This window comes from Achromobacter sp. T5-5 (assembly GCF_055397965.1).
The window spans coordinates 3,108,321-3,128,263 of record NZ_AP027919.1 but is presented as its reverse complement, the minus strand read 5'-3'; the positions used below and the strand labels follow the sequence as shown (position 1 = coordinate 3,128,263).

17 protein-coding genes and 2 pseudogenes are annotated in these 19,943 nt (G+C 64.4%); 4 read left to right on the top strand and 15 right to left on the bottom strand.

The window, feature by feature from the left end:
* Window positions 1-16: 16 nt before the first annotated feature.
* The gene (locus ACZ50Q_RS14145) at window positions 17-757 is read left to right on the top strand and encodes an amino acid ABC transporter ATP-binding protein (protein WP_076520751.1); all 741 of its coding nucleotides are present in this window, start codon (window positions 17-19) and stop codon (window positions 755-757) included.
* A 124-nt stretch (window positions 758-881) separates the two neighbouring features.
* On the opposite strand, the gene ACZ50Q_RS14140 is transcribed toward ACZ50Q_RS14145, so the two are convergent.
* The 14 genes and pseudogenes from ACZ50Q_RS14140 to ACZ50Q_RS14075 all read right to left on the bottom strand — a co-directional run bounded on the left by ACZ50Q_RS14140 (window position 882) and on the right by ACZ50Q_RS14075 (window position 13,722).
* Window positions 882-1,205: a hypothetical protein gene (locus ACZ50Q_RS14140; protein WP_464078699.1), complete on the bottom strand. Its 324-nt coding sequence runs from the start codon at window positions 1,203-1,205 to the stop codon at window positions 882-884.
* Window positions 1,206-1,576: 371 nt separating this feature from the next.
* The gene (locus ACZ50Q_RS14135; RefSeq protein ID WP_464078698.1) at window positions 1,577-1,963 is read right to left on the bottom strand and encodes a hypothetical protein; all 387 of its coding nucleotides are present in this window, start codon (window positions 1,961-1,963) and stop codon (window positions 1,577-1,579) included.
* 194 nt (window positions 1,964-2,157) lie between these two features.
* Window positions 2,158-2,334 (bottom strand): annotated as a pseudogene (locus ACZ50Q_RS14130) (RHS repeat-associated core domain-containing protein); the annotation flags it as partial.
* Between the two features lie 86 nt (window positions 2,335-2,420).
* Entirely contained in the window at window positions 2,421-2,675 is a 255-nt protein-coding gene (locus ACZ50Q_RS14125; protein ID WP_464078697.1) for a hypothetical protein, read from the bottom strand.
* Window positions 2,672-3,400: pseudogene (locus tag ACZ50Q_RS14120) on the bottom strand (RHS repeat domain-containing protein); the annotation flags it as partial. The pseudogene ACZ50Q_RS14120 and the gene ACZ50Q_RS14125, both read right to left, overlap by 4 nt.
* Window positions 3,401-4,524: 1,124 nt before the next feature.
* Window positions 4,525-5,607 (bottom strand): porin, encoded by a 1,083-nt coding sequence (locus ACZ50Q_RS14115; RefSeq protein WP_464078696.1) that lies wholly within the window; start codon window positions 5,605-5,607, stop codon window positions 4,525-4,527.
* 14 nt (window positions 5,608-5,621) lie between these two features.
* A complete protein-coding gene (locus ACZ50Q_RS14110; protein WP_464078695.1) occupies window positions 5,622-6,791 on the bottom strand; it encodes an acetyltransferase domain-containing protein in 1,170 nt (389 codons plus the stop codon).
* Between the two features lie 265 nt (window positions 6,792-7,056).
* Window positions 7,057-8,034, bottom strand: coding sequence for a Bug family tripartite tricarboxylate transporter substrate binding protein (locus ACZ50Q_RS14105; RefSeq protein WP_464078694.1), 978 nt, complete (start codon window positions 8,032-8,034; stop codon window positions 7,057-7,059).
* A gap of 91 nt (window positions 8,035-8,125) precedes the next feature.
* Entirely contained in the window at window positions 8,126-9,001 is an 876-nt protein-coding gene (locus ACZ50Q_RS14100) for an HpcH/HpaI aldolase/citrate lyase family protein (RefSeq protein WP_464078693.1), read from the bottom strand.
* A gap of 11 nt (window positions 9,002-9,012) precedes the next feature.
* Window positions 9,013-9,786: an enoyl-CoA hydratase/isomerase family protein gene (locus tag ACZ50Q_RS14095; protein ID WP_464078692.1), complete on the bottom strand. Its 774-nt coding sequence runs from the start codon at window positions 9,784-9,786 to the stop codon at window positions 9,013-9,015.
* Window position 9,787: 1 nt separating this feature from the next.
* A complete protein-coding gene (locus ACZ50Q_RS14090; RefSeq protein WP_464078691.1) occupies window positions 9,788-10,984 on the bottom strand; it encodes a CaiB/BaiF CoA transferase family protein in 1,197 nt (398 codons plus the stop codon).
* Window positions 10,985-11,020: 36 nt separating this feature from the next.
* The gene (gene kce / locus ACZ50Q_RS14085) at window positions 11,021-11,953 is read right to left on the bottom strand and encodes a 3,5-dioxohexanoate:acetyl-CoA acetone transferase (RefSeq protein ID WP_464078690.1); all 933 of its coding nucleotides are present in this window, start codon (window positions 11,951-11,953) and stop codon (window positions 11,021-11,023) included.
* Window positions 11,954-12,006: 53 nt separating this feature from the next.
* Window positions 12,007-13,173: an acyl-CoA dehydrogenase family protein gene (locus ACZ50Q_RS14080; protein ID WP_464078689.1), complete on the bottom strand. Its 1,167-nt coding sequence runs from the start codon at window positions 13,171-13,173 to the stop codon at window positions 12,007-12,009.
* Between the two features lie 84 nt (window positions 13,174-13,257).
* On the bottom strand, window positions 13,258-13,722 hold the full coding sequence (locus tag ACZ50Q_RS14075) for a MaoC family dehydratase (RefSeq protein ID WP_464078688.1): 465 nt from the start codon (window positions 13,720-13,722) through the stop codon (window positions 13,258-13,260).
* 133 nt (window positions 13,723-13,855) lie between these two features.
* Here ACZ50Q_RS14075 and ACZ50Q_RS14070 point away from each other — a divergent pair, with 133 nt between their 5' ends.
* Window positions 13,856-14,878, top strand: coding sequence for an NADP-dependent oxidoreductase (locus ACZ50Q_RS14070; RefSeq protein ID WP_464078687.1), 1,023 nt, complete (start codon window positions 13,856-13,858; stop codon window positions 14,876-14,878).
* Window positions 14,879-15,403 carry a MarR family winged helix-turn-helix transcriptional regulator gene (locus tag ACZ50Q_RS14065; protein WP_464078686.1) on the top strand — a complete coding sequence of 175 codons (525 nt, stop codon included), beginning with the start codon at window positions 14,879-14,881 and terminating at the stop codon, window positions 15,401-15,403.
* 112 nt (window positions 15,404-15,515) lie between these two features.
* Here ACZ50Q_RS14065 and ilvA read toward each other — a convergent pair whose 3' ends face one another.
* The gene (gene ilvA / locus ACZ50Q_RS14060) at window positions 15,516-17,087 is read right to left on the bottom strand and encodes a threonine ammonia-lyase, biosynthetic (RefSeq protein WP_464078685.1); all 1,572 of its coding nucleotides are present in this window, start codon (window positions 17,085-17,087) and stop codon (window positions 15,516-15,518) included.
* Between the two features lie 618 nt (window positions 17,088-17,705).
* Here ilvA and ACZ50Q_RS14055 point away from each other — a divergent pair.
* Complete coding sequence (locus ACZ50Q_RS14055) at window positions 17,706-19,934, top strand: NADP-dependent isocitrate dehydrogenase (RefSeq protein WP_464078684.1); 2,229 nt, start codon at window positions 17,706-17,708, stop codon at window positions 19,932-19,934.
* Window positions 19,935-19,943 lie beyond the last annotated feature (9 nt).

The window sequence follows — 19,943 nt, the reverse complement described above, 5'->3', positions numbered from 1 at the left end:
CCGAAGGAGACCAGGCATGTCCGATGCCATCATTCGCCTGCAGGACGTCAACAAGTGGTACGGCCAGTTCCACGTCCTGCGCAACATCAATCTGAACGTCGCCCAGGGCGAACGCATCGTGGTGTGCGGGCCCTCGGGCTCGGGCAAGTCCACGATGATCCGCTGCATCAACCGGCTGGAAGAACACCAGAAGGGCCAGATCATCGTCGACGGCACGGAGCTCACCAGCGACCTCAAGCACATCGAGACCATCCGCCGCGAGGTCGGCATGGTGTTCCAGCATTTCAACCTGTTCCCGCACCTGACCGTGCTGGAAAACCTGACGCTGGGCCCCATGTGGGTGCTCAAGCAATCCCGCGCCCAGGCCGAAGCCACGGCCATGAAATACCTGGAGCGCGTGCGCATCCCGGACCAGGCTCTCAAATTCCCTGGCCAGCTATCCGGCGGCCAGCAGCAGCGCGTGGCGATCGCGCGGTCGTTGTGCATGAATCCCAAGGTCATGCTGTTCGACGAACCCACGTCCGCGCTGGATCCCGAAATGGTCAAGGAGGTGCTGGACGTGATGGTCACGCTGGCGCAGGAAAGCGGCATGACGATGATCTGCGTAACGCATGAAATGGGCTTCGCGCGCAAAGTCGCCAACCGGGTGATATTCATGGATCGTGGCGAGATCATCGAAGAGAACAACCCGGACGACTTCTTCGATCATCCGCGGAATGAAAGGACCAGGCTGTTTTTGAGTCAGATTCTGCATTGAGCCCGGGGCAACGATTGAAGTGTGCTTCGCGCACAGGCGAGCGAGGTCGCCGCCTGTGTGTCGAGCGCCCGGCTTTCATAGGGGCTTGATATCTGCAACCGCATCATCTCTGATGTCGTCCAGACTATTCAACGAACTGGTCGATGTCGTCCAGTGCATCTTGCGCTCTTCCCGACAGCACCGGGTTATCAAGTTCACGGTCGAGAATTGGCATCACCTTGTTTCGATCAATCCACTTATGCATTCTGGCGACGTGCCCAATGCAGGTAATAGCCAGCCCTTTTATCTCATCATCTCCGCCATCCTTAATTGCCTGGATGCATTTATCTAGGATCCATTCCGGGTCGTCCGAGTTGAAACACAGATTCAGCAATGCATCTGCAACGACACTCCTGTCGGTGGACCCAAGCAGACGTTCGATTTCAGATTTGGTGTAAAGATTCGCCATTCTGCTATCTCCCGAGTTTTCCTTTGCTTGTAGCCATTCCAGACCTCTGTAATGCGGAGCGGTGCGTATCATGCAAGTCGCACCAGCACCGCACATGTCCGTGAAATTCTTCATCTCCAAAGAGAACAACCCGGACGACTTCTTCGATCATCCGCGAAACGAGCGGACCAGGCTGTTTTTTAGTCAGATTCTGCATTGAAGTGGGAGGGGTGATCGGAGAGCGCTTCGCGCCGGGGCGGACAAGTCGCCGCCTAGGCGTGAAGGCCTGAGGCGTTCGAATGCCAAGCCGGGCGGGGGCGGAAGGCGACTGAGATCGAGGTTCGACCGAGTCTACCTAGGGACGGCGCGCGGAAGGCGTCATTCCGCGCCTCTCATTCAATTATCCGGCCTCTCACGGAGCGGCCTGTCACGTAGCATTCCCCGAATTCTCTAACTTCATCCATCGATTGAGGATTGCCGGCCATGATGTAATTTCCATCGACATCAAGGCACCCAAAATCTTCGAATCGAAGCAGCTTGACGCCAGAGCATATGGCGTTGTCGTGAGCCCCGCTGACCTTTGAAAACAGCTCTTGTACGTCAAGAACCTCGATTTCCACCTTATTCCAGACATTCCCCGTGCATGAATGATTCCTGGAAAAAAATACCATCTTTGCATTTAGTGGCTGATCGTCTTCGTAAGAGTACGAAAAGGACAGCAATAGGCCATCGTCAAAGTTGTGAAATTGCTTCAGTAGCGTGAAAACACTTTCACACATCGCTCACTCCTATTCTCCTATGGGTGTCGCAGGTATCAGGCCCTCGGGAATAGTGCTCCACCCATCGGGCACACTCTCAGGGGCCAGGTGCACCGCGTACAGCCCATGCGCGGATTTGAAATTTCCCGGTGGGTTAAGTATGTGCCCATGTCCAGAGCCTTGTCTTTCCCGGTGGGCTGACCATCGTCGCCAACCGCCAAGCCGCACGGATCAACCCACCCCACCGGGTCGTCCGCATACTGGTAAAAATTCAACCCACCCGCAAATCCGATCGGGTCCTTCGTAACGAACCGCCCGATCTGCGGATCATAGTAGCGATGACGTTTGTAGAGCAGGCCAGTTTCGGGGGCCAGGTATTGGCCCTGGAATCGGAACTTCTATTACCGTGTCAGGCTCCGGATTTAGCAGCTTTGCAACGAGCTTCTCCATGCAAACAATCAATATTGTTCTCGCTGGTTCACTCTCCTTGCTGCCACACTCGCTTATCCAGAGAGCAGAATCCCGACACAATATCCATCAACTCCAAAATCCTGTCTTCAATATCTTCCGGCATGCCGATCCTCGACTCGTCCAGGAGCCGATACACAGATTCTGAGCGGAAATTTTTTTCCCGGTATTTCACGAGAATCGCCCGTAGTTCTTCAATTTCTCGATTTTCCGCCAAGGCATCACGCAATTCTTTATCTAGGTCGCTATCCAGTTCAACATTCATTGCTTGACCCATTTATTTCGAGTTGAGGCGAGGGCCGCCTGGTATTCAGACAATGACATGCTTGTACTAGGCTGAATCGGCCCGTGGTTGACGCTATCCTGCACGTACTTGAGGGTAGTTGGAAGACTCGCCGTGTTCAGCATGCATGGGCAGTCCTTTCCAATGCCGCCCATATTTGCCGGACGCCTATGAGGCGGGAGATTAACGGCTGTCCCTGGCGCAACCGAGATACCCCCGGTCTCTGGGTGAACCATCCCATCAGAGCCGACTGGAATGTCGTCTCCCGGACTTGCACCAAGTCCACGCGCAGTGGGCTCCGCAATAGGGAGATCATGATTTCCGGTTTTCATCGCTCGATATAGGTCCTGCCCTGTTAGTCCGAGCGGGTCGATCCATTCAATCGAGTTTGGCGCATATTGATAAACATTTAACCCCCCAGCAAACCCGATCGGATCCTTCGCAATGAACCGCCCGATCTGCGGATCATAGTATCGATGCCGGTTGTAATGCAGGCCCGTTTCCCAGTCCAGATACTGCCCCTGGAATCGGATCGGATTACTTATCCCCGCCGCGCGGGCGGCATCGCTGATGGCTTCTTTCGCCGCGCCCCACGCGTGGTAGTGCGTGCTCCAGGCAATTCCGCCTTGCGCGTTGGTCAGTTCCTGCGGCGTGCCCAGGTGATCGCAGTGATACCAGGCCATGGCATCCACCGGGTCCGGGTCGGGCGAGGTCGTCCATATTCTCAAACGAGGCGTCCGCGTTGGCGGGCACGGTCAGACTGACCAGGACATCGGCCAGCGCCCGGATGATTTCTTCTGCCTTGGCCCCGGCATCCTGCAGCAGCCCTTCCAACCGTGCCTGCGCCTGTTGCGCGAAGTCTTCGATGTCGCCGGCGATGTTTTCGCTCAAGTGCGCGGCCAAGGCCATGATGATCGCGTTACCCAGGCCCGCCTTGGCCTGGCGTGCGACCTCCTTTTGCACGAGAAACAGCGCAGGCCGCAGGCTCATGCGCGCAGCCGCCGTGCCCGGTACCGGCACCACGCCGAAGAGGTTTATGCCCAGGCTCACCCAGTCCAGGAATTGGGTGGGATTGCTGTCCACCAATGTCGTGATGTCGCCGATGGCGTCCACCAGCGCCATGAGGTTGCCGAGCACCGGCGCCGCGCCCGCTGCCGCCTTGATGCGCGGCAGGGTGACCCAGCCGTCGCTGTTCTCGCGCAGCCACTGGTCAAAGGCGTTCTGGCCGGCTTCGACGTCTTCGGGGGCAATGGTGTTCAGCGGGGCGACCACGCCTTGCGGGCCGTCCAGGTTTTCGTCGCTCCATTCGATGCCGTCGTTCTCGGCTTCGGCTTCTTGGTACTCGGCGTCGGTGTAGTCCTCGTCGACCGGCGAGGCGATTCGATTTGGAACAGATGGGGCGCTGCCTGGCGGGGTTGGCATGAAGGAGTCCGGTGTCGTCACAAAGGCCTTCAAGAGGCCGGAGGCATCCCGTTGTCGGGAATGCGGCGACATATGCGAAATCCGTGCCAGGGTTAGCGGTGCACAGAAAACCCCTGCGACATCAAGGCCTTGAGGCTGAAGCTCGCGCGAATCAGCCCGCCGATCGCCATCGCGGCTCAAGAAAAGCCGCGGTTTGGCCGGAAAATCGGGCCAAATTTGGCCCGTTTATTTCCAAGTCATTGATAAATAAGAAAACGCACCGGGCCAGATTTGGCCCGGCCGGGTCAAATCTGGCCCGAAGCGCCCGTCGGAACGCGATCAGCCGCGACGCAGCGCACCCGTTTCGCCGTGGCTATCCAAACAAACGCGAGACCCCGGCGGCCCCGCCGACGCCCCCTGCCGCGCCAGGTCAGAACCGGTGCCGCATTCCCACCGCATACTGCGCCTGGTGCCACGACGGATCGTCCCAGGCGCCCCGCATGTAGCCGTAGATCGCGTACACGTTGGTGCGCTTGGACAGGTCGTACACATAGCCCGCCGAATACACCTGCTGGGAGTGCGTGGCGTCGTCGCGTTCAAGGGAACCACCGCCCGGCAGGCTGGCCTGCCATGACGCCATCACCGTGCCCGCCCCCGCGCGCCATGTCGCGCCCGCCATCACGCCGTGGACCGTGCTGCCCGGGAAGTAGCTGCGCTGGCCGGGCGATTGCACGGCCGGGATGGTGGACCCATTGCGCATCACGGACCAGCCGGCATAGAGCGTGAACGCGTCCACCGTGGCGCGGCCCGCGAGCGTATAGGCGAAGGGCTGGCGATCGGCGCCGGCCTTTGACATTGCCGCGGACTGCGCCGTGCCATCGGCCCAGCGCGCGCCTTCGTAGGTCGCGGCGATCGAATAGCCCGGCCGGTCAAACACGATCGCGGCGCTGTACAGCTTGTTGGTGGAGCTGGTCTGGAAGCCGCCTCCGCCGTCGTAGTCCAGGCTGGCGTCCACGCCCGCGCGCAAGCCGCCGACGGACGGCGTCCAGTAGGCCACGGTGTTGTCCGCGCGATTGGCGTTGTAGGGCAACAGTGTCGTCTGCGCGCCGGTGATCAGGTACGACGCCAGGAAGGCGTCGTAGTCGGCGAGCGTGGCGGAAGACGCCGACGTCTGCCGGCCCAGCCGCAGGTCGCCAAAGCCGCCCGACACGCCCACCCACGCCGCGCGCCCGAACAGGCGGCCGCCCTGCGCGGACTTGCCGTTGGTGGCAAGGACGCCGCTTTCGAGCTGGAAATTCGCGCGCAACCCGTTGCCGAGGTCTTCGCTGCCGCGCAGCCCCCAACGCGAGCCGGACTGCACGCCCGACTGCATGTTGATCGCCGTGCCGCGCTCCTGCGTGGAAAAGCCTGCCACGCTGAGGTCGACGACGCCGTACAGCGTCACGGCGCCCGGCTGCGCGTCGGCCGCGCACGGGGCCAGCAGAACCGCGATGCCCGCGGAAAATTTTCGCACCGCCATCGCCGGCCTCACAGGTACTTGAGCCAGGCGATGTCGCGGCGCGCCGCCTTCAGGCGGCCGAACCGGCGCACGGGCCAATACAGCGCCACGGCGAGCAGGATCGAGATCGCCCACACCGCCCCCATACCGTCCACGCCGAAATACTTGCCCTGGTTCAGGCCCCAGATGGCCTCGCCCGCAAGGTACAGCGCCTTCAGCACGTACAGGTGCAGCAGGTAGAAGAACATGGGCGCGGCCCCGAAAACGCACAGCGCCCGCACCCACGCGGCCGACTTCGCCTTTTCGATCAGCACCAGCAGGCACAGGCCCAGGCCCAGCGTGAGCAGCAGGAACAGCAGCGACGGCGGATACTTGGTGATGTTCAGAAAGCTCATTGCCGTATGCAGCGCATCGTCCTGGACGCCCCAATGCTGGGACTGGCCGTAGCCGTTCAGCATCCTCAACACCACGAAGCCGGCCACGGCGGCCAAGCCAGCCGTCCATAGACGACGCTGGCGCACACCGGCCTGCACGCCCGGCTGAAACCAGGCGCCCGCCGCATAGCCGAGCGCGATCACGCCGATCCACGGCAGCAGGGGGTACGACGTGCGCAGGCGCAACGTTTCACTAACCTCGAGCCAGCCGCGGTCGTGCAACACCGCCCACGGCACGTGCATGGCATGGCCGGCCGCAAAATGCAGGCCGTCCAACGCGTTGTGGCCCGCCACCAGCACGACGCCGGTCACGACGAGCGCCCAGCGCGGCAGCCAAAGCAATGCCGCCAGCGACAGCATGGACAGGCCGATCACCCAGATGACCTGCAGGTAGACGACGGTAGGCGGAAACTGGAAGGTCCAGGCGAAATTCACCACGATGACTTCCAGCGCGATGAGAAAGAGGCCCCGCTTGGCGAGGAACGCGGCGGTCGCACCCCGGCTGCCCGCCTTGGCACCGTACAACCAGGCCGACAGGCCCGTCAGGAAGACGAACACCGGCGCGCACAGGTGCGCCAGCAGCCGCGAGAAAAACAGGTCCGGCGGCGTGGCCGCCACGTCCATCGGATCGCCGACCTGATGATGCAGGAAGAAGGTTTCGCGCACGTGGTCCAGCAGCATGATCACGATGACCAGGCCGCGCAGGGCGTCGATGGATTGCAGGCGGGCGCTGCCGTGGACGGGTTGGGAAATAGGGGAAGCCATGTTGGACTGCAATGTGGGACTGCAATGTGAAATGCCACCGGCCGTGCCTGGCCGGCGCAATGGAAAAAAAGGCGGAATAGTAATGTAATAACATTACTATTCCAAGACAAAAATGGAGCCGGATCGATCGTCCTGTCCTCTCGGCGCCCTTCTGATGCAAAAGGGCCGTCGATGACGACGGCCCTTGGCGCATTCGGCGAGTGCTTGTCCCTGAGGAAACTGGAATGCGTCTGCCTGCCCGCGTCTGCCCGACGCGGGTCTCAATCTATTCGGCCTGAATGCCCGCTTGCCGGACCTTGTCTCCCCACACCTTTTCCTGCTGCACGACAAAGGGTCCGAATGCCGACGCCGGCGCGGGCGTGGGTTCGGCGCCCATCTGTGTCAGTTTCTGCCTGATGTCTTCAGACGACACGATCTTGTAGAGCTCATCCCCGAGCCGTTTCGCGATGGGCGCAGGCAATTTCGCCGGGCCGAAAATGCCTACCCAGGCCGCCAGGTCAAAACCGGGTTGTTTGAGCGCCTCGGAGACACTGGGCAGATTCGGCGCCAGCGCGCTGCGCTTTTCCGTGGATACCGCCAAGGCTTTGAGCGTGCCCGCCTGGATGTGCGCGGCGGCCGAGGCCAGGTCCACGAACATGAACGTGGCGCGTCCGCCGATGATGTCAGTCATGGCCTGCGGCGTGCTCTTGTAGGGAACGGCGGTCGCGTTCAACCCGGTCAGCTTGTCGAATGAAGCGGCAGATATCTGGCCGGTGCTGTTGCCGTAAGCGTAATTCAGGCTACCAGGGTTGGCCTTGCCGTAACGCAGCAGGTCATCGACGCTGCCGATGGGCAGCTTGGCACTGACCGCCAGCACGAAGGGAAAATTGCACACTTGCACCAGCGGCGTGAAATCCTTCACAGGGTTGTACCGCAGGCTCTTGTACAGATGCGGGTTGGATGAGTGGGTCGTGTTCGTAGCCAGCATGATCGTATAACCATCCGGTTGGGAGCGCGCCACGAGGTCGGCGGCGACCTGGCCCGAGGCGCCCGGCCGGTTCTCGACGATCACGGGTTGCCCCAGCGCGGACTGCAGGCGCTCGGCGATAAGCCGGGCGACGATGTCGCTGGCGCTGCCCGCGCCGAATGCCGTGATCAGCTTCACAGGCTGAGCGGGATAGTCCGCCGACTGCGCTGCGGGCCCTGCCAGGCTGCACGCGAGCAGCGCCGCCGCGCATAGCGGCTTGAACAATGTACGCATCATGTCTGTCTCCTTGGTGCGACGCCGTCCCTGTGCCGGGTGGTCGCCATGGGGGTAGCCGCGGCAGGCCTGCCGCGGATGCTGCAGCCCGCGGTCAGTCCGGGGCGGGCACCGTGGCAAGAATGCGCAGGGCCTGCTTCAGATGCGGACGATCGAGCATTTCACCGTCGAGCTGCAATGTGCCGACGCCCGGCGCCGCCTCGAACGCCTGGACGATGCGCCGCGCCCGCGCCACATCGGCGGCGTCCGGCGTGAACGCCTGGTTGATGGGGCCGACCTGGTCCGGGTGGATCGCGATCTTGCCCGTGAAGCCCGCGCGACGCGCGCGCGCGGCATCCTTGAGCAGCCCTTCCCCATCCCGGAAATTGCCCCAGATCGTGTCGATTGCGGGCACGCCGGCCGCGTTCGCGCCCAGCAGGCACAGCGACCGGGCGAGTTGATAGGTGAAGTCATGCTCGCCGTCCTCGCGCCGGTTGCTGGCCGCGCCCAGCACGGCAGCGAGGTCCTCCGCGCCCCAGGTCAACCCACGCAGCCGGGGGCTACAACCGGCGTAGCCGCCCAGATTGAACATAGCGCCCGCGGTCTCGGTGGCGACCGGCATGATGCCGATACCGCCTGCCGGCAGGCCATCGCGCGCCTCCAGCGCGGTCAGGTAGTGGTCCAGCACCACGATGTCGCGCGCGCCCTGCCCCTTGGGCAACAGGATCGCATCGGGCCGGGCCCTGACCACCGCAGCCAGGTCGTCCAACGCCAGGCCGGAATCTAGCGGGTTGATGCGTACCCACAGTTCGGGGCCCGACGCTGGCCGCGCCGCCAGGTATTCCCGGACCATTTCACGCGCCACCGGCAGCCGCGCGGCGTCCACGGCGTCTTCCAGGTCCAGGATCAGCGCGTCCGCGCCGCTGGCCAGGGCCTTGGCCAGCTTGCGTTCGCTGTCCCCGGGTACGAACAACATCGATCTCAATGCCATTTCCATGCTCCTCACCGTCCTTGAAATCGGGGCGCCCGCCGTTCGGCGAACGCCTGCCTACCTTCGCCGACATCTTCCGAATCCTGCAGCAACCGCAGGAAAAGCTGCTCCAGGCGCAGGCCTGTCGCAAGATCGGCATCGCGGCTGCGAATTGCCAGTTCCTTGGCCGCCTGCACGGCCAACGGGGCATTTGCCGCCAGGCGACGCGCATACGACAGGGCCGCGGGCAGCAGTTCCTCGCGCGGCGCCACCCGGTTCACCAGCCCCCAACGCGAGGCCGTGTCGGCGTCGATCGCATCACCAAGCAGCAGCATCTCCATCGCGATGGCGTGCGGAAGCTGCTGCGCGATGCGCTGCGTGCCCCCGTTAGCGGGAAACACGCCGCGCTGCACTTCCGTGAGGCCGAAGGTGGCTGTGGGGACGCACACACGCAGGTCGGTGGCCAGCAGCAGCGTCATGCCGCCGCCCAGGCAATGACCATTGACGGCGGCCACCACCGGCTTCCACACCTCCAGCCCGCGATTGAGCAGTTGCCCCTGCTGGGTGTTCATCAGCGCCGCAAGGCTGGGCGGCGCGCCCACGAAGGATTTGAGATCCGCGCCGGCGCAAAATGATTTGTCCCCCGCTCCCGTGATCACCGCCACGCGGATCGCGTCGTCGTCGCGCACCTGCCGCCAGGCCAGCGACAGGGCGTCGTAGTGCGCATGGTCCAGGGCATTGCTTTTGTCAGGGCGGTTGATCGTGACCAGCGCCACGCCGTCCTCCACATGAAAGTCGATCGACATCTCAGGCCACCTCCCCGACCGGCGGCGCCAGCGCGTCCAGGTAGCGCTGGATGGTCGCATCGTCGTAGCCAAGCTCCGCCAGGACCTGCCGCGTGTGTTCGCCGACTTTGGGCGGCGGGGACACGGGCTTGGGACGTTCGCCGTCAAACCGCAGCGGCTGGGACACCACGTTCAATTCGCCGTGCGCGGAATCGGCGAAGCGATAGATCATTTCGCTGGCGGCCATGTGCTCGTGCGCCAGGACCTCGCCAACGCCCTGGATCGGCGCGCACGGGATGCCCGCGCGCGCCAGCCGCGCGATCCAGGCGTCGCGGCTGTCCTCACGCAGGATGTCCGATACGCGCGCCAGCACCTGCGGCCGGTTGCGCACGCGGTCTGCGTTGGTGGCATAGCGCGGGTCGTTCGCCAGGTCGGGCTGGCCAGCCTCATTGCAGAAAGTGCGCCACAGGGAATCGTTGGCCACGCCCAGCAGCAAGGGGCGGTCACTTGCTTCAAATACTTGGTAAGGGCACAGGGATTCGTGGGCTGACCCCCACCGCCGCGGCTCGCTGCCGCGCTCCCAGTAGCTCTGCATCACATAGCCCATGAAGCCGACGGAGGTGTCGAAGAGCGACGCCTCCACCTGGCAGCCCTTGCCCGTGCGCAGTCGGCGCACGACAGCAGCCAGGATGCCGGTGGCGGCGTGCATGCCCGTGGCCTGGTCGATGGGAGAGATGGGACTGCGGATCGCCGGCCCGTCTTCTTCGCCGGTGATGGACATCATGCCGCAGAACGCCTGGAGGATGACGTCGTAGCCCTTGCCCCGGTTCAGCGGTCCCTTGCTGCCAAAGCCCGAGATGCTGCAATAGACCACGTCGGGACGCAGCGCGGCGGCACTGGCGTAGTCGATGCCCAGGCGCGCCGCCACCCCGGGGCCGAAACTCTCGACCACGATGTCGGCCGTGGCGATCAGCCGATGTGCTGCCTCGCGGCCTTCAGGCGACTTCAGGTCCAGCGCCACGCTGCGCTTGTTCCGGTTCACGCTCAGGAACACCGTGCCGTCATCCTGGCGAAATGGCGGCCAGCGCCGCGTGTCGTCGCCCTTGAGCGGCTCGACCTTGATGACCTCGGCGCCCATGTCGCCCAGGTACTGCGTGCACAACGGCCCGGCCAGCACCTTCGAAAAATCCACCACCCTCAACCCTTGCAAGGCGTCCATCGCGTCCTTCTCCTTTATGTTTGGGGCAGCGCCGGCTCAGAACGCGACGTTGTCGCCGCCCTTGGTCTGGATCATCGCGCGCGCCTCATCGGGCGAGGCAATCTCCAGCGACAGTTCCTCGAGGATCCGGCGGATCTTCGCGACCTGCTCCGCGTTGGAAGTCGCCAGCTTGCCTCGACCCGCGTACAGGCTGTCCTCCAGGCCGACCCGGACGTTGCCGCCCAGCAGCGCGCTGGCGGTGACAAACGGCATCTGGTGTTTTCCGGCCGCCAGCACCGACAGGTAATAGTCGTCGCCAAACAGACGGTCGGCGATGGTGCGCATGTGCAGCAGGTTGTCATGGTCGGCGCCGATGCCGCCCAGAATGCCGAAGATGCACTGCAGGAAGAACGGCGGCTTCGCCAGGCCGCGGTCGACGAAGTGCGCGAGGTTGTACAGGTGTCCGACGTCATAGCATTCGAATTCGAAGCGCGTGCCCACCTCGGACAGTTCGCGCAGGCCCCGGTCAATCTGCGAGAAGGTGTTGGACAGGATGAAGTCGCGCGTCATCTCCAGATACGGCTTTTCCCAGTCGTACCTGAATTCGCTGATTCGTTCGCCCGCGCCTGCGATGTTGAAGTTCAGCGACCCCATGTTCATCGACGCGACCTCGGGTTGCGCCCATTTGGCCGGCGCAAGCCGCTGGTCCAGCGACATGCCCAGCCCGCCGCCCGTCGTGATGTTCAGAATGGCATTGCTGCGCGCCTTGATTTCGGGCAGGAACTGCGCGAACAGCCGCGGGTCCTGGTCCGGCCTGCCCGTCTCGGGATCGCGCGCATGCAGATGCAGCATGGCAGCGCCCGCTTCGGCGGCGGCTACGGCGTCGTCCTCGATTTCCTTGGGCGTGACGGGCAGGTACGGCGACATCGACGGGGTATGGATCGAACCCGTGACGGCGCACGTGATGATGACCTTCGGGGATTTGCGCATGCATTGTCTCCTTCGGGTTGTCGCGGAGCGCCTCTGCCGGGCGCCGCCCGCGCTCAGTAGGATTTGGGCAGGCCCAGCACCTTCTCGGCGATGTAACAGAGGATCAGTTGCGGCGACACGGGCGCGATGCGGGGCAGCATGGCTTCGCGGAAATAACGCTCCACGTGGTATTCCTTCGCGTAGCCCATACCCCCATGCGTGAGGACGGCGGTCTCGCAGGCGCGAAAGCCGGCTTCGGCGCAGAAGAACTTGGCCGCGTTGGCTTCGGCGCCGCATGGCAGGCCCTGGTCGTACATCCAGGCGGCGCGGCGGTACAGCAATTCGGCCGCTTCCAGTTCCACCCAGCGCTCGGCCAGCGGGTGCTGCACGCCCTGGTTCTGGCCGATGGGACGGTCGAACACCACGCGCTCGCCCGCGTAGGCGGCGGCCCGTCTCAAGCCCGCGCGCCCCAGACCGGTAGCCTCCGCCGCCAGCAGGGCCCGTTCGGGATTCAGGCCATGCAGGATGTACGAAAAGCCGCGACCCTCTTCGCCGATGCGGTCCTCGACCGGCACCTCCAACCCGTCGATGAAGAGTTCGTTGGAGTCCACCGCCTTGCGCCCCAGCTTTTCGATCTCGCGTACGCTGATGCGGCTGCGGTCCAGGTCCGTATAGAACAGGCTAAGCCCCTGTGTCGGTTCCTTTACCTGGTCCAGCGGCGTGGTGCGCGCCAGCAGCAGGATCTTGCTGGCCACCTGCGCCGTGGAGATCCAGATCTTCTGGCCGTTGACGACGTAACGGTCGCCCTGGCGCACCGCGAGCGTGCGCAGCTTGAGCGTGTTCAAGCCGGTATTGGGTTCCGTGACGCCAAAGCAGGCTTTCTGTTCGCCGCTGATAATGGGCGGCAGCCAGCGCGCGCGCTGTGCATCGCTGCCGTGGACCACCACCGGGTGCAGGCCGAACACATTCATGTGGATGGCGGAAGCGCCCGACATGCCGGCCCCGGACGCCGCCACGGTCTCCATCATCAGCGCCGCCTCGAGGATGCCCAGACCGGCGCCGCCGTACTCGGCAGGCATCGCGATGCCCAGCCAGCCGGCGCCCGCCATGGCGGCGTAGAAATCCTCGGGGAACCCTCCCTCCTTGTCCTTGCGGGTCCAATAGTCGTCATCGAACCCGGCGCACAGGTCCTGCACGGCGCGGCGGATGGCGTTCTGCTCTTCGGTCAGCGCGAAATCCATGGGCAACCCTTAAAAACAGGGAAATCAGCAAAACCTGCACAAGCGGGCGCGGAAACCGCCGCACCGCGTCGCGCAACCCGCCATTCAAGCGGCCCGCGCCGCGGGCTGGCGCAGCATCAGCGCCACGCGGCGGCACGTCGCCACCAGTTCGTCGCGCTGGTTGTACGCGCGATGCCCGAACACGACGATGCCGTTCTCAGGCCGCGACCGGCTCTCTCGCAATTCCAGCACCTCGGATTCAACCCGCAGCGTGTCGCCCGCGAACACCGGCGCGGGAAAGCGCACGTCGTCCCAGCCCAGGTTGCCGACCGTGGTGCCATGGGTGGTGTCGCCCACGGAAATGCCCACCATCAAACCCAGCGTAAACGCGCTGTTCACCAGCGGGCGGCCGAATTCGGTGGTCTTGGCATACTCCGCGTCCAGATGGATCGCGGCGGGGTTCAGGGTCATGGTGGTGAACAGCACGTTGTCGGTCTCGGTGACCGTGCGCCGCACGTCGTGCGTGAAGTGCTGCCCGACTTGGAATTGCTCGAAATACAACCCGGCCATCGTTGTCTCCTTTGGCGCTTGCGGGATATCTTGTTCCCGTCTGGGCATGGGCATCCATGCCTGTTGCGTTAAACTGAACGCTAACATACTGTATGCATGCCTACAATATTGGGAACAACCCGAGGAGACCCCCATGCCCATCGCCAATCCGACCAACCGGCAGGTCGTCCTGAAGTCCCGCCCGCTGGGCATTCCACAGGCCGAACACTTTGAAATCCACACCGCCGCCGTTCCCGAGTTGAAGGACGGCGAGGCGCTGGTGCGCAATCTTTTCCTGTCGGTGGACCCGGCGATGCGCGGCTGGGTGAACGCCGCCGCCAACTATTCGGATCCCGTGGCCATCGGCGAGGTCATGCGCGCCTTCGCCGCAGGACGAGTCATCGCGTCGCGCAACCCGCGCTACCCGGAGGGCAGCCTGGTGATGGGCCTGCTGGGCTGGCAGGACTACGCCATCACGGACGGCAAGGCGATTCGCCGCCAGGTGCTGGAAACCGACCTTCCGCTGTCGCACTCGTTGGGTATCCTGGGCCTGAACGGCGTGACGGCCTACTTCGCCCTCAACGCGTGCGGCGAACCCAGGTCGGGCGAGACCGTGGTGGTGTCCACCGCAGCGGGCGCGGTCGGTTCCGTGGTGGGCCAGTTGGCGCGACTGCAGGGCTGCCGCGCCGTCGGCATTGCGGGCGGCGTGGAAAAGGCGCGCCTGTGCGTCGAGGCGTTCGGCTTCGATGCCGCGCTGGACTACCACGCGCCCGACATGGCGCAAGCGCTGGCGCAAGCCTGCCCCGACGGCGTTGACGTGTACTTCGACAACACCGCCGGACGCATCAGCGACACCGTGATCGCGCAGATCAACCGGCATGCCCGCATCGTGATCTGCGGCACTGCGTCCGTCAGCAGTTGGGACCCCTGGCCCACGGGGCCGCGCGTCGAGCGACATCTGCTCAACAAGGCGGCCCGCATGCAGGGGTTCCTGGTCTGGGACTACGAGCACCGCTACGAGGAAGCCATCTCCGTTCTGGCGCCGCTGGTGCGGCAAGGCAAACTACGTTTTCGCGAGGAAATCCTGGATGGCATCGAGGCCGCGCCGGGATCGATCGCCGATCTTTATCAGGGCAAGAACATGGGCAAACGCCTGATCCGGCTGGAGGATGCTTGAATGGCCACGAAGGTTGCAGCACGCGCGCACACGCCAACGCAAGACAAAGAGGACCATGACGCGCAGCGCAAGGCGGCCGGACCCGAAAACTGGGACCAGCGCCTGGGCTTCCTGATGCACGACGTATCCCGACTGCGCCGCAAGGTGTTCGACGAAGTCATGAAGCCCGAAGGCATTACGCGTTCGCAGTGGTGGGTCATGGCGCACCTGTCGCGCCATGACGGCATGTCGCAAAGCGATCTGGCGGACGTGCTGGACCTGGGGCGCGCCGCGTTGGGCGGGCTGGTCGACCGGCTGGAAACGCTGGGCTTTGTGCGGCGCGGCGCCGACGAGCAGGACCGGCGCACCAAGCTGGTCCTGCTGACGCCCGAAGGGCGAGCGATGATTGAGCGCATGCGGGTCAAAAGCGACGTGATGAGCGAAGCCATCCTGCAGGGGCTCAGCGCGGCGCAACGCCACCAGCTCGCCGACATGCTCGGCATCGTCAAGCGCAACCTGCTGGCATTCGACACCTCGCGCGCCTGACCGGAAGCGCCGTCGGAGCAACCGCGCTATCCCGAGGGCGAGGATCCACTGCGGCACCTTCTTCCGCGCCCGCCCGCCTTCGCGAGTTCGACCGGCCCGACCCGCGCCGCAGTCACATCAGGAACTGCCGGTAAGCCGCGTTGCCCGTTTCTTCGGCATGCGCGTAGCCCAGTTGCCGCAGGAATGCGTCCAGCGCCGCGTCGTCGGCGACCGGGGCCTGGATGCCCACCAGCGCCGAACTGAAATCGGCGCCCTGGTTGCGGTAATGGAACAGGCTGATGTTCCAGTTGGGCGCCATCGCCGACAGGAATTTCATCAGCGCGCCCGGGCGCTCGGGGAATTCAAAGCGGAATAGGCGCTCTCCGCCCGCCAGTGGCGACCGGCCGCCCACCATGTAGCGGATGTGCTGCTTGGACACTTCGTTGTGGGTCAGATCGGTGGCCGAGAAGCCTTCGGTGGTCAGCGCGGCCATGATCTCGGCGGCCTCGCCGCGGCGCGCGATCTGCACGCTCACGAAAATGTGGGCGGTGCGCGCATCGGCGATGCGATAGTTGAATTCGGTCACGCTGCGCTGGCCGATCACGCCGCAGAAGCGCCGGAAACTGCCGCGCTCTTCCGGGATGGTCACGGCAAACACGGCCTCGCGCGCCTCGCCCACCTCGGCGCGGTCCGCCACGAAACGCATGCGGTCGAAGTTCATGTTGGCGCCCGAAGTGATCGCCACCAGCGACTGCCCGCGTGCGCCCTCCCGCTCCACGTACTTCTTCAGGCCCGCCACCGCCAGCGCGCCCGCAGGCTCCAGCACGCTGCGCGTATCCAGGAACACGTCCTTGATGGCTGCGCACACCGCGTCCGTGTCCACCAGGATCACCTCGTCCAGGTACTCGCGACACAGGCGGAAGGTTTCCTCGCCGACCAGCTTGACGGCCGTGCCGTCCGAAAACAGGCCCACTTCGGCCAGGATGACACGCTCGCCCACGCGCAACGATTGCGCCATCGCGCAGGAATCCTCGGTCTGCACGCCGATCACCTTGACGCCGGGATGGACCGCCTTGACATACGTGGACACGCCCGCCGCGAGGCTGCCTCCGCCGATGGGCACGAAGATCGCGTGCAGCGGCTCGGGGTGCTGGCGCAGGATCTCCATGCCGACCGTGCCCTGCCCCGCGATCACGTAGGGGTCATCGAAGGCGGGCACGAAGGTCAGGTCCTGTTCCCGCGCCAGTTTTTGCGCATGGGCGTAGGCGTCGTTGTAGGAATCGCCGGCCTGCACCACCGTGACGGTCGGTCCGCCATGGGCCCGCACGGCATCCACCTTGACCTGCGGCGCGGTCTGCGGCACCACGATGATGGCGCGCACGCCAAGCCGGGCCGCCGAGATCGCCACGCCCTGCGCGTGATTGCCGGCCGATGCCGTGATCACGCCCCGGTCCAGCGCGGCCTGCGGCGTATTGCGCATCTTGTTGTACGCCCCGCGCACCTTGAACGAAAACACCGGCTGGTTGTCTTCGCGCTTGAAGTGGACGGTGTTGCCGAGCCGCGCGGACAGGCCGCGCGCCAGGTCCAGTTCGGTTTCACGGGCGATGTCATAGACCCGCGCGGTCAGGATGTGACGAAGGTATTCCATGGGCGAGGCGTTGCCGGCCTGGAAATCCGGGGTCGTGGTGGGAGATGGTGCGGACATGGACTCTCTGCTTGGGTAGGCTTGCCCGGCAGAGGCGGCCACAAAAAACCCGCCTCGTGGGGCGGGTGGCTGTGACTGTTGCGGTCGCGCGCTAACCCACCATTCCAGGAATGATGGTAATAATCAGCGAAATGCGAACCGCGCGGAAATTCATGCCCGCTACTTTCCTCTCAACGGACGGCTTTGTCAAACGCGGGATGCCATCGGCGTGCCCGCCGGGCGGGGTCCGCAGCCGCTTGTCATCCGGGCGGCAGACCGCAGCGCGTTCCGCCCGGCCCCTTATCCGTCCCCGGTAAATGCCATTAGCTTATTCCGGCTTATTCCTGTTTATTTCAGCCCAAGCAGGAAATAGAACCATTTCCGCCGCGAAATGCGTAGCACGGTATTACAATGGAAAGTTCGTGGCAGCCGCACTTTCCAAGGCGGACCCGGATTTGGCCCAGCGTTTCGGCAGATCCGGTCCAGTCAAAAAATAGGACGGGCGGCCGTCATGTTGGGGGGACGCTCGGCCTGCGCGTCCGCCCATACGAACCCACTCTCGACAACATCTACCGGCTCACGCCGCATAGCATGTTCGGGTTTGCGCGTCAGCGCCTGAGCCGAACAGATTCAAGGATCATGTCTCTTACTCCTAAGATTATCTATACCCTCACCGACGAAGCTCCGGCACTTGCAACCCGTTCGCTGCTGCCCATCGTCCAGGCATTCGCCAAACCCGCAGGCATCACGGTCGAGACCCGCGACATTTCGCTGGCTGGCCGCATCATCGCCCTGTTCCCGGATTACCTCGACGACAGCCAGAAGCTGTCCGACGCCCTGGCTGAGCTGGGCGCCCTGGCGGTCAAGCCGGAAGCCAACATCATCAAGCTGCCCAACATCAGCGCCTCGATGCCCCAACTGAAGGCGGCCATCAAGGAACTGCAAGACCAGGGCTACAAGCTGCCGGACTACCCGGACGCCCCCGCCAACGACACCGAGCGCGACGTCAAGGCCCGCTACGACAAGGTCAAGGGCAGCGCCGTGAACCCGGTCCTGCGCGAAGGCAACTCCGACCGCCGCGCTCCGCTGTCGGTCAAGAACTACGCCCGCAAGCACCCGCACAAGATGGGCGCCTGGTCGTCTGACTCCAAGTCGCACGTCGCCCACATGAGCGAAGGCGATTTCTACGGCACCGAGAAGTCCGCCCTCATCGCCCAGGCCGGCGACGTGAAGATCGAACTGACCGCCGCCGACGGCACCAAGACCGTCCTAAAGGAAAAGACCCCGGTCAAGGCTGGCGAGATCATCGACGCCGCCGTGCTGTCGACCGCCAAGCTGAAGTCCTTCCTGCAGGCGCAGATCGACGACGCGCGCGCCACCGGCGTGCTGTTCTCGGTGCACCTGAAGGCCACCATGATGAAGGTCTCGGACCCCGTCATCTTCGGCCACGTGGTCTCCGTGTTCTACAAGGACGTCCTGGCCAAGCACGCCGACGCCCTCAAGCAAGCCGGCTTCGACCCCAACAACGGTATTGGCGACCTGTACGCCAAGATCCAGTCGCTGCCCGCCGACCAGCAGGCCGCCATCACCGCCGACATCGACGCCGCCTACAAGACGCTGCCGCAACTGGCCATGGTGAACTCCGACAAGGGCATCACCAACCTGCACGTACCCAGCGACGTGATCGTCGATGCGTCCATGCCCGCCATGATCCGCGACTCCGGCAAGATGTGGAACGCCGAAGGCAAGCTGCAGGACGCCAAGGCCGTCATTCCCGACCGCAGCTACGCCGGCGTCTACCAGGCCGTCATCGACGACTGCAAGCGCAATGGCGCCTTCAATCCGGTCACGATGGGCAGCGTGCCCAACGTCGGCCTGATGGCCCAGGCTGCCGAGGAATACGGTTCGCACAACAAGACCTTCGTCATCCCGGCCGCGGGCACCGTGCGCGTCACCGACGCCGCCGGCACCGTGCTGCTGGAGCAGGCCGTCGAAGCCGGCGACCTCTGGCGCATGTGCCAGACCAAGGACGCCGCTATCCAGGACTGGGTCAAGCTGGCCGTTGCCCGCGCCCGCGCCACCAAGACGCCCGCCGTCTTCTGGCTGGACGAAAAGCGCGCCCACGACGCCCAGGTCATCGCCAAGGTCAAGCAGTACCTGAAGGACCACGACACCAGCGGCCTGGACCTGCGCATCCTCGACCCCGTCGAAGCCACCAAGTTCTCGGTCAAGCGCATCCGCGAAGGCCTGGACACCATCTCCGTGACCGGCAACGTCCTGCGCGACTACCTGACCGACCTGTTCCCCATCATGGAGCTGGGCACCAGCGCCAAGATGCTGTCGATCGTCCCGCTGGTCGCCGGCGGCGGCCTGTTCGAGACGGGCGCCGGCGGTTCCGCGCCCAAGCACGTGCAGCAATTCCTGGAAGAAGGCTTCCTGCGCTGGGATTCGCTGGGCGAATTCATGGCGCTGGCCGAGTCGCTGGACCACCTGGGCCGCACGTACAAGAACCCGACCGCCCAGATCCTGGCCAAGACGCTGGATCAGGCCACGGCCAAGTTCCTGGACGAGAACAAGTCGCCCGAGCGCAAGGTCGGCGGCCTGGACAACCGCGGCAGCCACTTCTACCTGGCGATGTACTGGGCCCAGGCCCTGGCCGCCCAGACCGAAGACCGCGCCCTGGCCGCGCAGTTCGCGCCCGCCGCGGCCGCGTTGTCGGAAGGCGAAGGCAAGATCCTGGACGAGCTCAAGGCCGCCCAGGGCAAGCCGGTGGACATCGGCGGCTACTACCAGCCGAACGAAGCCCTGGCCAGCCAGGCCATGCGCCCCAGCGCCACGCTGAACAAGGTGCTGGCCGCCATCGGCTAAGCGCCCTGC

Excerpts from the sequence above, each read along its gene's own strand:
- ACZ50Q_RS14095 (WP_464078692.1), bottom strand. The coding sequence starts at position 9,786 with ATGTCGATCGACTTTCATGTGGAGGACGGCGTGGCGCTGGTCACGATC.
- ACZ50Q_RS14065 (WP_464078686.1), top strand. The coding sequence starts at position 14,879 with ATGGCCACGAAGGTTGCAGCACGCGCGCACACGCCAACGCAAGACAAA.
- ACZ50Q_RS14075 (WP_464078688.1), bottom strand. The coding sequence starts at position 13,722 with ATGGCCGGGTTGTATTTCGAGCAATTCCAAGTCGGGCAGCACTTCACG.
- ACZ50Q_RS14080 (WP_464078689.1), bottom strand. The coding sequence starts at position 13,173 with ATGGATTTCGCGCTGACCGAAGAGCAGAACGCCATCCGCCGCGCCGTG.
- ACZ50Q_RS14140 (WP_464078699.1), bottom strand. The coding sequence starts at position 1,205 with ATGGCGAATCTTTACACCAAATCTGAAATCGAACGTCTGCTTGGGTCC.
- ACZ50Q_RS14070 (WP_464078687.1), top strand. The coding sequence starts at position 13,856 with ATGCCCATCGCCAATCCGACCAACCGGCAGGTCGTCCTGAAGTCCCGC.
- ACZ50Q_RS14100 (WP_464078693.1), bottom strand. The coding sequence starts at position 9,001 with ATGGCATTGAGATCGATGTTGTTCGTACCCGGGGACAGCGAACGCAAG.
- ACZ50Q_RS14125 (WP_464078697.1), bottom strand. The coding sequence starts at position 2,675 with ATGAATGTTGAACTGGATAGCGACCTAGATAAAGAATTGCGTGATGCC.
- ACZ50Q_RS14090 (WP_464078691.1), bottom strand. The coding sequence starts at position 10,984 with ATGGACGCCTTGCAAGGGTTGAGGGTGGTGGATTTTTCGAAGGTGCTG.
- ACZ50Q_RS14135 (WP_464078698.1), bottom strand. The coding sequence starts at position 1,963 with ATGTGTGAAAGTGTTTTCACGCTACTGAAGCAATTTCACAACTTTGAC.
- ilvA (WP_464078685.1), bottom strand. The coding sequence starts at position 17,087 with ATGTCCGCACCATCTCCCACCACGACCCCGGATTTCCAGGCCGGCAAC.
- ACZ50Q_RS14145 (WP_076520751.1), top strand. The coding sequence starts at position 17 with ATGTCCGATGCCATCATTCGCCTGCAGGACGTCAACAAGTGGTACGGC.
- ACZ50Q_RS14110 (WP_464078695.1), bottom strand. The coding sequence starts at position 6,791 with ATGGCTTCCCCTATTTCCCAACCCGTCCACGGCAGCGCCCGCCTGCAA.
- ACZ50Q_RS14105 (WP_464078694.1), bottom strand. The coding sequence starts at position 8,034 with ATGATGCGTACATTGTTCAAGCCGCTATGCGCGGCGGCGCTGCTCGCG.
- ACZ50Q_RS14055 (WP_464078684.1), top strand. The coding sequence starts at position 17,706 with ATGTCTCTTACTCCTAAGATTATCTATACCCTCACCGACGAAGCTCCG.
- kce (WP_464078690.1), bottom strand. The coding sequence starts at position 11,953 with ATGCGCAAATCCCCGAAGGTCATCATCACGTGCGCCGTCACGGGTTCG.